This window comes from Baaleninema simplex PCC 7105 (assembly GCF_000332355.1).
GTDB classification, from domain to species: domain Bacteria; phylum Cyanobacteriota; class Cyanobacteriia; order Cyanobacteriales; family Geitlerinemataceae; genus Baaleninema; species Baaleninema simplex.
Map to the genome: position 1 here is coordinate 353,538 of NZ_KB235959.1, position 13,426 is coordinate 366,963.

General features: G+C 52.6%; 13 protein-coding genes and 1 riboswitch. Of the genes, 5 read left to right on the top strand and 8 right to left on the bottom strand.

The genetic code is table 11. The features are described from left to right. Positions 1-113 precede the first annotated feature (113 nt). Entirely contained in the window at positions 114-1,742 is a 1,629-nt protein-coding gene (prfC, locus tag GEI7105_RS0121440) for a peptide chain release factor 3 (RefSeq protein ID WP_026097847.1), read from the bottom strand. A 175-nt stretch (positions 1,743-1,917) separates the two neighbouring features. On the opposite strand from prfC, the gene GEI7105_RS0121445 reads away from it, so the two are divergent. Continuing rightward, positions 1,918-2,556: an HAD-IB family phosphatase gene (locus tag GEI7105_RS0121445; RefSeq protein ID WP_017662467.1), complete on the top strand. Its 639-nt coding sequence runs from the start codon at positions 1,918-1,920 to the stop codon at positions 2,554-2,556. Between the two features lie 85 nt (positions 2,557-2,641). On the opposite strand, the gene GEI7105_RS38705 is transcribed toward GEI7105_RS0121445, so the two are convergent. After that, positions 2,642-2,788: a hypothetical protein gene (locus tag GEI7105_RS38705; RefSeq protein ID WP_017662468.1), complete on the bottom strand. Its 147-nt coding sequence runs from the start codon at positions 2,786-2,788 to the stop codon at positions 2,642-2,644. 1,640 nt (positions 2,789-4,428) lie between these two features. Further along, the gene (locus GEI7105_RS31780) at positions 4,429-4,740 is read right to left on the bottom strand and encodes a DUF4278 domain-containing protein (protein ID WP_017662472.1); all 312 of its coding nucleotides are present in this window, start codon (positions 4,738-4,740) and stop codon (positions 4,429-4,431) included. Positions 4,741-4,777: 37 nt separating this feature from the next. Beyond that, positions 4,778-4,858, bottom strand: a riboswitch (Glutamine riboswitch). Between the two features lie 177 nt (positions 4,859-5,035). Here GEI7105_RS31780 and lipA point away from each other — a divergent pair. Further along, the gene (gene lipA / locus GEI7105_RS0121475) at positions 5,036-5,932 is read left to right on the top strand and encodes a lipoyl synthase (protein WP_017662473.1); all 897 of its coding nucleotides are present in this window, start codon (positions 5,036-5,038) and stop codon (positions 5,930-5,932) included. Further along, on the top strand, positions 5,929-6,501 hold the full coding sequence (gene rdgB / locus GEI7105_RS0121480) for an RdgB/HAM1 family non-canonical purine NTP pyrophosphatase (protein ID WP_017662474.1): 573 nt from the start codon (positions 5,929-5,931) through the stop codon (positions 6,499-6,501). The genes lipA and rdgB overlap by 4 nt, the downstream gene beginning before the upstream one ends. Before the next feature lie 175 nt (positions 6,502-6,676). Here the strand turns inward: rdgB and GEI7105_RS0121485 are convergent, their stop codons facing one another. Next, a complete protein-coding gene (locus GEI7105_RS0121485; RefSeq protein WP_017662475.1) occupies positions 6,677-7,156 on the bottom strand; it encodes an acyl-CoA thioesterase in 480 nt (159 codons plus the stop codon). 147 nt (positions 7,157-7,303) lie between these two features. On the opposite strand from GEI7105_RS0121485, the gene GEI7105_RS0121490 reads away from it, so the two are divergent. Then, a complete protein-coding gene (locus GEI7105_RS0121490; protein ID WP_017662476.1) occupies positions 7,304-8,137 on the top strand; it encodes a universal stress protein in 834 nt (277 codons plus the stop codon). Between the two features lie 92 nt (positions 8,138-8,229). On the opposite strand, the gene psbM is transcribed toward GEI7105_RS0121490, so the two are convergent. From psbM to GEI7105_RS0121505, 3 genes are all read right to left on the bottom strand, one after another. Further along, the gene (gene psbM, locus GEI7105_RS0121495; RefSeq protein ID WP_017662477.1) at positions 8,230-8,343 is read right to left on the bottom strand and encodes a photosystem II reaction center protein PsbM; all 114 of its coding nucleotides are present in this window, start codon (positions 8,341-8,343) and stop codon (positions 8,230-8,232) included. A gap of 46 nt (positions 8,344-8,389) precedes the next feature. Further along, the gene (locus GEI7105_RS0121500) at positions 8,390-8,686 is read right to left on the bottom strand and encodes a 2Fe-2S iron-sulfur cluster-binding protein (protein ID WP_017662478.1); all 297 of its coding nucleotides are present in this window, start codon (positions 8,684-8,686) and stop codon (positions 8,390-8,392) included. A gap of 164 nt (positions 8,687-8,850) precedes the next feature. Continuing rightward, entirely contained in the window at positions 8,851-10,608 is a 1,758-nt protein-coding gene (locus GEI7105_RS0121505; RefSeq protein ID WP_035493661.1) for a TolC family protein, read from the bottom strand. A 322-nt stretch (positions 10,609-10,930) separates the two neighbouring features. Here GEI7105_RS0121505 and GEI7105_RS0121515 point away from each other — a divergent pair, with 322 nt between their 5' ends. Beyond that, entirely contained in the window at positions 10,931-11,452 is a 522-nt protein-coding gene (locus tag GEI7105_RS0121515) for a hypothetical protein (protein ID WP_017662481.1), read from the top strand. A gap of 177 nt (positions 11,453-11,629) precedes the next feature. Here GEI7105_RS0121515 and cobQ read toward each other — a convergent pair whose 3' ends face one another. Continuing rightward, positions 11,630-13,096 (bottom strand): cobyric acid synthase CobQ, encoded by a 1,467-nt coding sequence (cobQ, locus tag GEI7105_RS0121520; RefSeq protein ID WP_017662482.1) that lies wholly within the window; start codon positions 13,094-13,096, stop codon positions 11,630-11,632. Positions 13,097-13,426 lie beyond the last annotated feature (330 nt).

The following is a 13,426-nucleotide window of genomic DNA, read 5'->3' on the forward strand; positions in this document are numbered from 1 at the left end:
GATCGGTCACGCACCGCCAATGTACACCGCCAACTAGAAAATGGGGTCGAAGTCAGGCCAATATTGTCTTACCGCGTCACGCACCGACCTCATCATCCCATCATCCCATCACCTCAAACCTCAACCGGCTCTTTCCCCGAAACCACGGGTGCGATGTGACTCAACGCCAAATCGGGATGGTCGCCTTGGACTTGCGCCACGTTCCAATCGTTGCGGAATAGTAAAACCGGACGCTCCCAACTGTCTTTGACGGTTACCGTGTTAAACAAGCGTCCGGCTTTTTCTAAGGCGTCCCAACCGCCAGTCACCCATCGCGCCACGCTAAAGGGAAGCGGTTCGAGACGGGTTTCGACGCCGTACTCGGTTTCGAGGCGGAACTGTACCACTTCAAACTGAAGTTGACCCACCGCCGCTAAAATCGGATCGCGTTTGGATTCGTCTACGGAATACATAATCTGTACTGCGCCTTCTTCCCGCAGTTCCGATACCCCTTTGCGAAACTGTTTGAATTTCGAGGGGTTGACGTTCCGCAGGTAGGCGAACAGTTCCGGGGAGAAACAGGGAATTCCTTCGTATTCGAGTTTCTTTCCGTTGTAAATGGTGTCTCCGATCGCAAATACGCCGGGGTTGTTCAAGCCGATCGCATCGCCGGGATAGGCTACGTCTAGAGATTCTCGTCCTTGCGCGAAGAGTTTTTGCGGCCGGGACAACCGCACCGTTTTTCCGGTTCGCGCGTGTTTGACGGTCATATCTTTCTCGAACTTCCCGCTACAGACGCGAACGAAGGCGATGCGATCGCGGTGTTTGGGGTCCATGTTCGCTTGGAGTTTGAACACGAACCCAGTAAATTCGGGATAAGTCGGGTCGATGTCGTCGAGGGTACTGTGGCGAGGACTCGGTTTGAGGGAATATTCGAGGAACGCATCGAGGAAAAGTTGGACGCCGAAGTTGGTCATGGCGCTTCCGAAGAAGACGGGAGTGAGTTGTCCGGCGTGGATGCGATCGAGATCGAAGTCGGTTCCCAGTTCGTCGAGAATTTCCAGTTCGTCTTTGAGTTGATAATAGAGTTCGCTGTCGAGTAAGTCTTCGAGGCGAGGATCTCCCAGTTCGAGAATGGTATCTTTGGCGGCTTTGCTGCCGTGTGCGGTACGCTCGAACAGGTGGATTTTCTTTTGGCGGCGATCGTACACCCCTTTGAAGCGATCGCCACTTCCAATCGGCCAAGTCACGGGATAGGTGGCTAGTCCTAACTCTTGCTCGATTTCGTCGAGGAGTTCCAGCGGATCGCGACTGGGACGATCCATTTTATTCATAAAGGTAAAAATCGGGAGCGATCGCATCCGACAGACTTCAAACAACTTGCGCGTTTGCGGTTCGAGTCCTTTCGCCGCGTCTTCCAGCATCACCGCGTTGTCAGCAGCGGTGAGAGTTCGATAGGTATCTTCGCCGAAGTCTTGGTGTCCGGGGGTATCGAGTAGGTTAATCTGGTGTCCGCCATACTCGAATTGCAGAACCGTCGAGGTAATGGAAATTCCCCGCTGTTGTTCCATCGCCATCCAGTCGGAAGTGGCGTGACGTTGCGATCGACGGGATTTGACGGCTCCGGCTTCGTGAATCGCACCGCCATACAGCAGGACTTTTTCGGTTAACGTGGTTTTCCCGGCGTCGGGGTGGGAAATAATCGCGAAGTTGCGGCGTTGGTCTACGGCGGCTTGAAGTTCGGCTCGAAGGTCGTCGGTCATAGGTGCAATCAGAAGTTGAAACGGGGTGGAGATCGGGGAGCGATCGCGATCGTTGGCACTTTTCAAGTTTATCAAACTCGGTTCTCGGGGTGGGGTTGGAAAACCGTCCGAGAATTCCCCAGTTCCCGCCACAGCGATATACTACAGAGCGCGTCGAACAACGAATAGGAGAATTATGACTGACACCCCACAACGTATCGTCTTTTGCGATTTCGACGGAACCATCACCGCCGAAGAAACCTTTGTCGCCATGTTGAGGGAATTTACCCCAGACGTCGCCGATCGCTTGCTTCCTCAAATTTACGAGTTGAAACTCACCTTGCGCGACGGCGTCCGACAAATGCTCGAATCGATTCCCTCCTCTCGCTACCCGGAGGTGTTGGAATTCGCCAAGTCGAAAGCCATTCGTCCGGGGTTGGTGGAACTGCTGGATTTCCTCGAGGAACAACAGGTTCCCTTCGTGGTGATTTCTGGGGGATTGAAAGGAATGGTAGAGGCGGTTCTCGGAGACTTACAACCTCGCGTTCGGGGAATTCACGCCGTTGAAGTCGATACCACGGGAGCGTATTTCCAACCCCACTCGGAGGTTGAAGGGGAGACGGAATTGGTGGCGAAAGTCGAAGTCGTCAAACAGTACGGCGTTGACGATTGGGTGGCGATCGGGGATTCGGTGACGGATTTGAATATGGCGATGGCTGCGCCGTTAGTCTTCGCTAGAACTCGTCTGTGCGAGTATCTCGAGGAACGGGGGAAAGCTTACGAACCCTTTGAAACCTTTTTCGACGTGCGCGATCGCCTGTCGCAATTGTGGTAAGCGTAATGTTCTTCACCACAGAGACACAGAGGACACAGAGAGGTTTTTTGCATTTCGCGAATTCAGTTTGAATTCTGTCTGAGTTCTAGCGACCTTTGAAGCGCGATCGCCGAAACTCCAGAAAAAACAATAACAATGGAAAAACAGCGACACCAAGATCGGCTTGTTGAGCGACTTCCCCATATTTCTTCGAGGTTCCTTGGAGGTGAATTAAGCGACTGCTTAGCTGCATGGCTCCCATTCTCTAAGTGGAGGAAATATCAACGTCTCGATAAGATGCCGCTGTTTTTCGTGATGGGACAGATGTTATGTTCGACAGCGTTTTTTACCTCTTTACTTGTGTGGACTGCGCTGTTGTGTATCTGCCTAGAAGCTATCTAGTAGCTTCTAGCTTTAATGTAGTTTGTTTTTGAGAAGACGACAAGGGCTTGTAACCAAAGTTTACACTCTCGGAAATTCACCTGAATTGCTCGTCAGACTCTTCGATTTCAAACTCAACTTTTATAAGGCGATCGCCTGGCAAAAATACGCCAAAAAACAACAACGTTCGGAGTGGTCTAACGCTTGAATTTCCCCTTATTGCTTGAGTCTATCTGGAGATGCCTTGAGTAACTTTTTTGCAAAGTCTACTTTGGCAAAGCTCCCTAAGAACTAGGTGGTGGAAATTGTCGTGACGCGATCGAACGTTGCTGTTTTTCGTGATGGGACAGACGTTAGAATTGACAGCGTTTTTACCTCTTGAACTTGTTTGGACTAGGCTGTTAAGTAAGTCTGCCTGGATTGAAGCTCCTTTAAGCTTCTAGTTTTAGAATAACGCGCGTCTTTTTTTTTGACAACGACTTGATACTAAACTTTACGTTCGTGAAAGTTTTACTATGTTGGAGGTTCTTGGGGTTTAAAACTGACGCTAAAGATACCCTTGAGAGAGATATCGCCCTAAACCATAACAACGCCCAGATCTTCCGAACGAGTGACCTCTTCTGGTTTTTGAGATTTTCTGGAGATGAACTAAGCAACCGCTTAGTCTCATAGCTCCCATTCTCTAAGTTGAAGAAGTATCAGTTTCTAGATTGGGCGTTGCTGTATTTTGTGATGGGACAGACTGTTGATTTAACAGCGTTTTTACCTCGTTTTAACTACTGTGGATTAGGCTGTTTAATGTCTGCCTAGAAGCTTTTCTTTAAGCTTCTATTGTTAGAGTAATCCTTCTAAAATTTTATGGCAAGGGTTCGACACTAAACTTTACGTAAATCTTAGAAGGTGAGAACGACTCTTGAAACGTTAGTGAATTTCTGAAATTCTTGCTTTGCTCGATCGCCTTCAAATACGACAACACCCACAACCGATGTAACGATTAACTTCCCCAATCTTTTAGACTCCATAGAGGTGAACCAGACATCGCCTAGTTGCATAGCTCCCATTCTCTAAATGGAGGAAGTATCGATTTTTCGTGTGGGTGTTGTGGTTTTCACGTAGGGGACAGGCGTTAGAGTTAACAGCGTTTTTACCTCGTTAGAAATCGTGTGATATAGGCTGTTTTTGTCTGCCTGAAAGCTCTTGTTTTAGCTTTGATTATTACTTTAATGAGTCCTGCGATCGATGACAACCCCTTGAAACCAAAGTTTACTGCCATGATAGTAGTACTTATTTTCTATGAACTTATGCAAAGAATGGGGAATCGGGAACGGGGAACGGGGAATCGGGAACGGGGAATCGGGAATGGGGAATCGGGGAACGGGGAACAGAGCATAGTATCTCGCCATACGCTCCCTATCAAAAGAGCCACTCTAGACAGACTCTAGAGCGGCTTTTGAAGCGAGTTATGGATTGTCGCTGGGAAATGTTGCGAGGATTGCATCGAGACTGAAAACCCTACAGGGCGAATTCAGCCAGTCCTTCGAGAGAGCGACGCAACATTGACTTGCGTACCGTGTCTTTGTGTTCGGTACGATGCATCATCATGTAGCGAGAGCGATCGCTGACGGGACGTTGTTGGTTTTCCTGAGTCGTGCGATACGCCACACCGCGATATTTCAGTTCCACCGTCGGCTGTTGAACCACCGTTTTGTTATCCGTGTGGAACCGCCAGTCTAAACCGCGATATTTTCCAACTGTTTTCACAGGAGGGGTTTCTACTTCAGGAGCAGTGTAGTTATAAGGAATTCCGCGATAAGTGAGTTGCATGATTCGCCTCCTACAGCTATCGAAACGAGTTGAGTGAGGCGCGTTCCTTCGGGAGTTGTCCCTACTTCCGTCCCTTAGCGGTGAGTATTTTTACTTGGTTGCTTGAGGGATGAACGATTTACTTTCTGTATCTATTGTTACCGTATTGGCGAAAATTGTCAAGCATATTAAGAAAATTAATCAGTTGTGACTTAAATCACAGGGTACGATCGCGGCGATCGCTGCCGGACGTTCCGAAAACCTCTCCAAAAGCCGATGGGTTAAAATAATCGGGCAGTTTGTAAATAGCGAGCGAGTGAACGTCAAACCCGACTGGCTACGCGTCAAAGCCCCCCAGTGGCAGCGCGTCGGCAACGTGAAAGAAATCCTGCGAGACCTGAGCCTCAACACCGTCTGCGAAGAAGCCTCCTGTCCCAACATCGGCGAGTGCTTCAACAATGGAACGGCCACCTTTCTGATCATGGGGCCCGCTTGTACCCGCGCCTGCCCCTATTGCGATATCGACTTCGAGAAACAACCGAAAGCCCTCGACCCCCAAGAACCCGAACATCTGGCCGAGGCGGTGCAAAAACTGCGGCTTAACCACGTGGTCATCACTTCTGTCAACCGCGACGACCTCCCCGACGGGGGCGCGTCTCAATTTGTCGCTTGCATCCAAGCAGTGCGTCGCGTGTCGCCGGGAACCACCATCGAAGTCTTAATTCCCGACTTGTGTGGAAACTGGGACGCTCTGGCGACGATCCTCGAAGCACAGCCAGAGGTTCTCAACCACAACACCGAAACCGTCCCGCGACTGTATCGCCGCACCCGTCCCCAGGGGAATTACGATCGCTCTCTCGAACTCCTACGTCGTAGCCGTCAAATCGCCCCCTGGGTGTACACCAAATCCGGGTTGATGGTGGGTTTAGACGAAACCGACGAGGAAATCCGTCAAGTGATGCGGGATTTACGCGAAGTCGATTGCGACATCCTCACGTTGGGACAATATCTGCAACCGAGTCAAAAACATCTCGGCGTGAAATATTTCGCCACCCCGGAACAGTTTGACGCTTGGCGGGAATACGGTGACGCGATCGGATTTTTACAAGTCGTCTCCTCCCCGTTAACGCGCAGTTCCTACCACGCAGAACAGGTTCGCGCCTTAATGGAACGCTATCCCCGTAGCAAATCCACGTTGGAGACGAACGCATGACCGTGTTAGTGGTGGCGACGGGGAACCCAGGGAAGTTGAAGGAGATGCAAGCGTATCTGACGGATACCGACTGGGAACTCCAACTCAAACCGCCGGAAATCGACGTTGAAGAAACTGGGACGACCTTTGCCGAAAACGCCCGCTTGAAAGCCAGCAGCGTAGCCAAAGCTATCGGAAAATGGGCGATCGCCGACGATTCTGGGTTGAGCGTCAACGCCCTCGACGGCGCACCGGGGATTTATTCGGCGCGATATGGAAAGAGCGATCGCGATCGCATCGATCGCGTTTTACGAGAGTTAGGTGACACCGACAACCGAGACGCCCAGTTCGTCTGTGCCATTGCGATCGCTCGTCCTGACGGTAGCATCGCCGCAGAAGTCGAAGGCATTTGTCCCGGCGAAATTCTCACCGAACCTCGGGGAAACGACGGTTTCGGCTACGACCCCATTTTCTACGTTCCCGAACTGGGGATGAGTTTCGCCGAAATGTCTCCCCAGCAGAAACACGAGTGCAGCCACCGAGGCCGTGCGTTTCAGGCGTTGCGCCCGACGCTAGATCGGTTGGCGTGAAGCTGGGGAGAGGGAGAGGGGGAGAGAGGGAGAGGGGGAGAGAGGGAGAGAGGGAGAGAGGGAGAGAGGGAGAAACTGCTGACTGTTCCCTGTTCCCTGTTCCCTGTTCCCTGTTCCCTGTTCCCTGTTCCCTGTTCCCTGTTCCCTGCTCACTGTAAAAGGCTGGCGACTGAAATCACCTCATCATCTCCAAGCGATCGATCGCCTCGGAGACGATCGGCGGGAGGCGGCGCATAATTTTACCTTTTTCGCGATCGACCGCAACGAGCGTGACTTGCGCTGATAGATAGATCTCTGTGCGATCGTCCGACACGATTTGATAGTCCCAGTTCAGGCGAACGCCGTTTCCAGTGTTCATGCGGGTTTTCACGATGCCAGTCGCGCCCATCGGCATAGCTCGGTGGTAGCGCGTCGATAGCTCGACCACTAACAACTCGCAGCCCAACGCCACCAAATCGGCGTAATCGAGACCGATGGATTTAAAACACTCGACGCGGGCTTCTTCCATCCAAGTGATATAGGTTCCGTGCCAGACAACGCCGCCGTAGTCCGTATGGTGGGGATAGGCTCGCACGGGGTACTCAAACCAAACCTCTTCGCCGGTCAGCACCTGATTTTGAATTGCCGTACTCGATTTATCTCGGGGATCGCTCATCACAAAACGTTTCAAAACGCTACATTTCTACAAATTTTGCGTTATGCATGGGGCTTATGCTTAATTTTATAGTTCGATAGAAATTTTTGAGGCAACCGAATTTCACGGCAAGACCTCGCCAAATGTCGTCACGACCATAGTAAACCGATGATTGAAAACATTCTTGTTGCCGTCGCCGGACGGGGCCTGTGCGAAGAGATGCTCAACCAGTTGATGGAGATTCCCGAAATCCAACGAGCGTCGATTACGGTCTTGCACGTCGTCCCACCTCAAATCACGGCCGATGCAGTTTCGGAAAAACTGGAAGAAGGCGGCAAAATTCTCGCCGAAGCCGTTAAATCCCTGAAGGTCGATCCGAGCAAAGTGACGCCCCTTCTCAAACAGGGCGATCCGAAAACCATTGTTTGCGATACGGCAAAAGAAGCCAACGCCGATTTGATTATCATGGGATCGCGCGGACTCGGTCGCCTGGTGTCGATTCTGGAAAACTCGGTGAGTCAGTACGTGTTCCAACTTGCCGATCGCCCGATGCTGCTGGTGAAGGATGACGTGTACGTCAAACGCCTCAAACGAATGATGGTCGCCCTCGACCCCTCCGACGCCTCCAAACAGTCGTTAGAATTGGCGTTATCCTGGGCTAAAGACCTCAAAGACGTGCAACTCGTACTCGCTCACGTCAACCCCCCCGACACGAGCATCCCTCCAGAACAAGATGCGATCTTAGCTGAGGCGATTCAGAAAGCCCGTAACTTGGGCATCAACGCTCGCTGTCTGACGGCCGCAGGGAAAGCCGGAGCGGAAATCTGCCGTCTCGTCGAAGATGAAAACGTCGACTTGCTGGTTTTGGGATCGCCCGATCGCCGACCGACGATCGCCAAAGGCTTACCCGACCTCGATCGCCTCTTGGGTCAGTCCCTATCAGATTACGTTCGCGTTTACGCCAACTGTCCGGTTCTCTTAGCGCGGACGATCGGTGAATAACTCGCGATCGCCAGTTCCCTAAAACCACTGAAAAACCCGGCCTCACAACGAAGCCGGGTTTTTCAGCCAACCGCTCGGGAAGTGCCACGAATTTAAGTGTCTCTTCCTTCGCGACTTTGGGTCTGAATATACAGAATTAACAGAAAGACGGTTGGCACTAGCACGAACAATAAGCTGGCCACAAAACCGAGATCGTTAACTTGCATAGAAAAGCCCTCTCGCGAAGCTCGAAATTTTAGCTTCTTTAGAATATCACGGCTTGGTTTTTACACTCACGGGGCCGTTGACGATGACTTGACAAGCCAGACGATAGGTGTCCGGTTTTTTACGCAATTTCCGCTTTTCAGCTTCTGTTGGTGGCGAGAGATTTTCCATCCCCTCGACGACTTCGACGATGCAGGTTCCACACTGACCGTAACCGCCACAGTTCGTCAGCTTGCCCCAGGTTTTGTAAATATCGACTTTGTTCTCCAGGGCTTTAGTTCTTAAGTTTGCCCCGTCTGCCGCGACGACTTCGAGATCTTCGTTGACAAACTTAATATCAGCCATATTGCTTCTCCGTTGCTGCTTGAAATTGCTAGGGTTCTTTGAGATTTATGTTAACAATCTTTACGATAAAACGTAAAAAAATGTAAAGAACAACCGCCCGTCGCATCGACGAACGATACAGCGATCGAGCGGTTCGAGCCTAACTTGGGTGGATTTCCAGACTGTTACTCAGACGGGAGCAGTGCGTCGATTTCGTCCGAGAACGGATAGTTACTGACCGCCCGTCGAATCTGAGCCAACGCCCGGTTGTACCCGATAATCGCATCGATGAGGTTTCCCTGCGCCTGTGTCAAATCGTCTTGAGCCTGAATCACGTCCGTCTGGGTTCCCACACCCGCTCGAAAACGCAACCGTGCCAGATCCAAACTTTCCTCAGCCAGCGTCAACGCCGTGTTTGAGGTCTGCACGTTTTGCAACCGCGCCTCCAACTCGTAGTAAGCTCGTTCGACTTGCAGGCGAATCTGGTTACGCAAGTTTGAAAATCGAACTTCCGCCGTTTCGCGATTGAGTTCCTCCTGACGGGCCGCTGCATAACTCGCCCCTCCGTTAAACAAGCGCCATTGCATCTGAGCGCCGACGGCGTAGCCATCGGTCAGTCCGCCCACATCGTCCTCAGACACGTCGAGCAGTTGCATACTGCCAAAGATCGAGAACTGGGGCAGCGTTTGCGCCAACGCCACCCGTCGGCGATCGTCGCTAATTTCCCGCTGGACGAGTTGCTGCTCGAGTTCGGCCCGGTTGTGCAAAGCTCTAACGATACTTTCTTCTAAGGTCATTTCCCAAATCCCTTCTAAGTCTACTGGGTCGGCGGCCGCCACGTTCACCGACTGCGGGACATTGAGAACCTGCGCCAAAGTCCGTCGCGCTACCTGTTGGTCGCTCAGGGCTTGAGTCAGTTGTTGCTGGTCGTTGGCTAGCTGTACCTCAGCTCGCAGCACGTCGAACTGAGTTCCAACGCCTGCTTCTTCAAGGGCTTGGGCGTCTTCCAAACTTTGCTGGGAGTTTTCCACAGCCGATCGCGCGATCCTTACGTCCATATCCGACTGTTGAACGTTGTAATAGGCTTCGCTGACGTCCAAACGGATATCTTCGAGTTGACGCTCTAGCTCCAATTCGTTGACCCGTACCTGGCCGCGAGCAGCGCCGATTTGTCCGGCTCGACGTCCGAAGGTGTACACGTCGTAACTGAGTTGGAGTTGGTTGTCCCACGTCACCGACGTCGAATCGGTCTGTAGTGGTGAAAGTACCCCTTGAATCTCCTCCTGACGTTCGATGCTAATGCGCGAACTGGCCGAGTCGTTCCAGGTCACGTTACTCGATAAATCTAACTGCGGAAACAGCGTTCCTTTGACTTCCCGCAGGTTAGCGCGACTGGCTTCGAGAGCCAAACGAGATTCTTGTAAGTCGAGATTGTTGCGAACGGCCAACTCGATCGCCTGGTCGAGAGTAATCGGTTGAATTCCCAACAGCTCGACTTCCTCATCTTCTGTGGGAAAGCGTAGAAGGTTAGGATGGGGATCGAGATACGGCGGCGGTGGTTCTCCTTCTGGAATCGTCGTGACCCCCGACGGTTGAGGAATCGAGGGAATTTCGGGAAGTTCTACGTCCGTAATGTCGCTGTCGGGGGGGTTGGGTATCCCCATGCTGTCTTCAGGTTTCGGTGCTGGGGTCGCAGAGGGTTCGGGTTCGGAACGCTCGCTCGAGGGGGCGTTCCCAGAAGGAGCGCCTGTTCCATCAAGCGTTTGTCGCGGTCGCTTTTTTTCAGGTGGCACTTGCGCCGTGACGGAGGAGTCCTCGGCGATCTCTTCGCTCTTTATCTGAGCGGGTTTAGCCGGAGTTTTCATCGACGCGATCGCTCTCGACGCGTGAAGAGAGAGCGCCGCGATAATACTCACAGCCATCCAATAACGCAATCTGGTCATATGCTCGTTTGGAATTCGCCTGACTTGGGAACTAATGCGACAACTGGGACAACCCCTTTAGCACAATAGCAGCTAGACCCGATCGTTTTCCCCATAAAATCGAAAAAAATTCCGCTTCTCAAACGATCGCCTCACCTCTAGATTTTTGTAACGTTTCTTGTCGAAGGTCTTGACAACTGCGATCGCGTTTCTCACAATTCGTTACTCGTTGGCGCGATCGCGACGACTCCCCCCGCTCCCACAAGACCGATAAAATTGAGGACAGATCCCGCTCGAATCGACGATCGCGCGATTTCGACTCCAGTTCTATTACCGTGTTGTTGTGAGTACCCCCGATCGCACCGAACTCGCCCGCATCCGTTACGAAACCGCCAAAGAGATTTTCGAGCGAGGCCAGTATCGCGAGGCCGTCTCCTTGCTCGAAAACGCCTGTGCCTTAGTCGATCGCGGCACGCCCCTCGGCGGCGAAATCCAAATTTGGCTCGTCACGGCCCATCAAGCCGTCGGCGATCTCAAATCGGCGGTCAGTCTATGTCGCAAGCTATCGCGACATCCCCACCTCACCACCCGCCAACAAAGCCGCCGTCTGTTGGCAATTCTCGAAGCGCCCCGTTTGGCGATGCGTCCGGAGTGGAACGTCAACATTCCCGATTTAAGCAATCTCGAAGAAAGCGTCGCGAGCGATCGCAAAGGTTCGAGTCGCCCCCTCAAACGCAAACCCCGTCCCCTTCCCGCTCCCCAACCCATTGACCCCAGCCAAATCAACACCCAAGACAACCGCTTCGTCTGGGTCGCTCTCTTGGCAAGTCTGGCGATTCTGTCGTCGCTTCTGTGGTTGGCGTGAGGGGGAGAGGGGGAGAGGAGAAGAGGGGGAGAGGGGGAGAGGAGAAGAGGGGGAGAGGAGAAGAGGGGGAGAGGAGAAGAGGGGGAGAGGGGGAGAAACTGTCAACTGTCTCTACTACTTCCCCGTTCCCTGTTCTCCCGTTCCCCGTTCCCTGTTCCCTGTTCCCCCGTTCCCTCATTACTGCAAAATCTGCGTGAGATCGAGGTTTTCGTGAACTAACTCCGCCAAATCCTCGAGGAGCGTTTCCCGTTGCTCGCGATAGTTGGGAATGCCCGTCGGCAATGCCTTAAGACCCCGTTGCTGACGCAGGCGATTTAACCAAGCTCGCCGCCAGGGGCCGCTATCGAACAAACCGTGGAGGTAAGTTCCCCAAATCGACTGATACTTATCGACGACTCCCAAACTTTCATCGTCGAACAGCGGCTGAAACTCCTCTCCATCCGACATCTGAGTGCGACCGCGATGAATTTCGTAACCGACGACGTGAAGTCCCCGTTGAGGATACGCTGACGTCACCGATCGCTGGCGGGCGATTTTGTTGGTAGTAATCACCGTTTTCATCGGCACTAAACCCAAACCCTTGTATCGCCCTTCGACTCCCTCAATTCCTTCCGGGTCGGCGATAGTCTGACCGAGCATCTGAAACCCGCCAGCCATCCCTAAAATCGTGCCACCGGCCGAGACGTAATCCTTAAGTTCTTCAGCCATTCCCGTTTCTTGCAAGACCAGCAAATCGGCGATCGTCGATCGCGTTCCCGGTAAAACGACCGCGTCAGGATAGCCGATAGACTGCTTGGGCGAAACGTATTTGACTTGTACGCTCGGCTCGGCTTCGAGGGGGTCGAAATCCGAAAAATTCGTCATGCGGGGCAACCGCACCACCTTCAACGTAACGTCGTTGTGTCCCCGATGACTGTGGCGTTCGAGGGGGTTCAACGTCTCGCGGTTCGATCGCGCCACCTCGCTCGAGGGAATCACGCCCAACACCGGAAGTCCCGTCCGCTGCTCTAACCAATCGAGACCCGGCTGAAGCAATACCCGCGATCCTTGCCATTTATTGATGACAATACCGCGTACCAACGCCCGATCGAAGGATTCGAGGAGGTCTAACGTTCCCAACACTTGAGCCAGAGCGCCCCCCCGCTCGATATCGACCACCAACAGCGTGGGCGAGTTGAGGTAACGGGCAACGCGAAAGTTCGACAGGTCGCACCGTTTGAGGTGAACGTCGGCCACGCTCCCGCCTCCTTCACAGACGAGGGCATCGAACTCTGCCGTCAGTTGATCGAGACAGTCGCGCACCACAGCCCAACCGTCGTTTTCCGCCCAACTGCAAAAGTCATTAACAGAGATCGTGCCGCCTCCTTTTCCTTTTACGAAGGGTTTGAAGGAGTTGTCGCCCTTGGGTTTGAGTAAAATCGGATTCATTTCCACGGCGGGAGAAATTCCGGCCGCCCAGGCTTGCAGGGCTTGGGCGTACCCCATTTCACCACCGATTTCGGTCAAATAAGACTGCGAACTAAGGGTGACACCTTTAAAGGGCGCGACACGAATGCCTCGACGAGCGAGAATGCGACAAATCGCGGTCGTGAGTACTGATTTTCCGGCTTGAGATGTCGTACTGACGACCGTAATCGCTTTCATGGCGACAACCCTTTTTCAGTGAACAGTGAGCAGCGAGCCGCGAAGCAGTGAAGACAGTTGATAGTTGACAGTGCGTAGGGTGCATGTCGATCGGTGTAGAGTGCAAAGGGAAGGGTGTAGCGTGGGAATTCCGATTAACTCTTCACGCTACACGCTTGATTCTTCCCTGAAAGAAGCACACCGCCCCTCGTCTCCCCATCTCTTCGTCTCCCCATCTCCTCATCTAGAGACAGAAAGTTTGAGGAGAAATTGAGTTGTACTCTTACAAATCGCAGTCTCGAACAGTTTTCAGGATATCTGTCGTTGTCGCTAACATCTTACACGCGATTT

What these genes read in the sequence shown, in the direction of transcription:
- prfC (WP_026097847.1), bottom strand. Translation starts at nt 1,742, where the DNA reads ATGACCGACGACCTTCGAGCCGAACTTCAAGCCGCCGTAGACCAACGC.
- GEI7105_RS0121445 (WP_017662467.1), top strand. Translation starts at nt 1,918, where the DNA reads ATGACTGACACCCCACAACGTATCGTCTTTTGCGATTTCGACGGAACC.
- GEI7105_RS38705 (WP_017662468.1), bottom strand. Translation starts at nt 2,788, where the DNA reads ATGCAGCTAAGCAGTCGCTTAATTCACCTCCAAGGAACCTCGAAGAAA.
- GEI7105_RS31780 (WP_017662472.1), bottom strand. Translation starts at nt 4,740, where the DNA reads ATGCAACTCACTTATCGCGGAATTCCTTATAACTACACTGCTCCTGAA.
- rdgB (WP_017662474.1), top strand. Translation starts at nt 5,929, where the DNA reads ATGACCGTGTTAGTGGTGGCGACGGGGAACCCAGGGAAGTTGAAGGAG.
- GEI7105_RS0121485 (WP_017662475.1), bottom strand. Translation starts at nt 7,156, where the DNA reads ATGAGCGATCCCCGAGATAAATCGAGTACGGCAATTCAAAATCAGGTG.
- GEI7105_RS0121490 (WP_017662476.1), top strand. Translation starts at nt 7,304, where the DNA reads ATGATTGAAAACATTCTTGTTGCCGTCGCCGGACGGGGCCTGTGCGAA.
- psbM (WP_017662477.1), bottom strand. Translation starts at nt 8,343, where the DNA reads ATGCAAGTTAACGATCTCGGTTTTGTGGCCAGCTTATTGTTCGTGCTA.
- GEI7105_RS0121500 (WP_017662478.1), bottom strand. Translation starts at nt 8,686, where the DNA reads ATGGCTGATATTAAGTTTGTCAACGAAGATCTCGAAGTCGTCGCGGCA.
- GEI7105_RS0121505 (WP_035493661.1), bottom strand. Translation starts at nt 10,608, where the DNA reads ATGACCAGATTGCGTTATTGGATGGCTGTGAGTATTATCGCGGCGCTC.
- cobQ (WP_017662482.1), bottom strand. Translation starts at nt 13,096, where the DNA reads ATGAAAGCGATTACGGTCGTCAGTACGACATCTCAAGCCGGAAAATCA.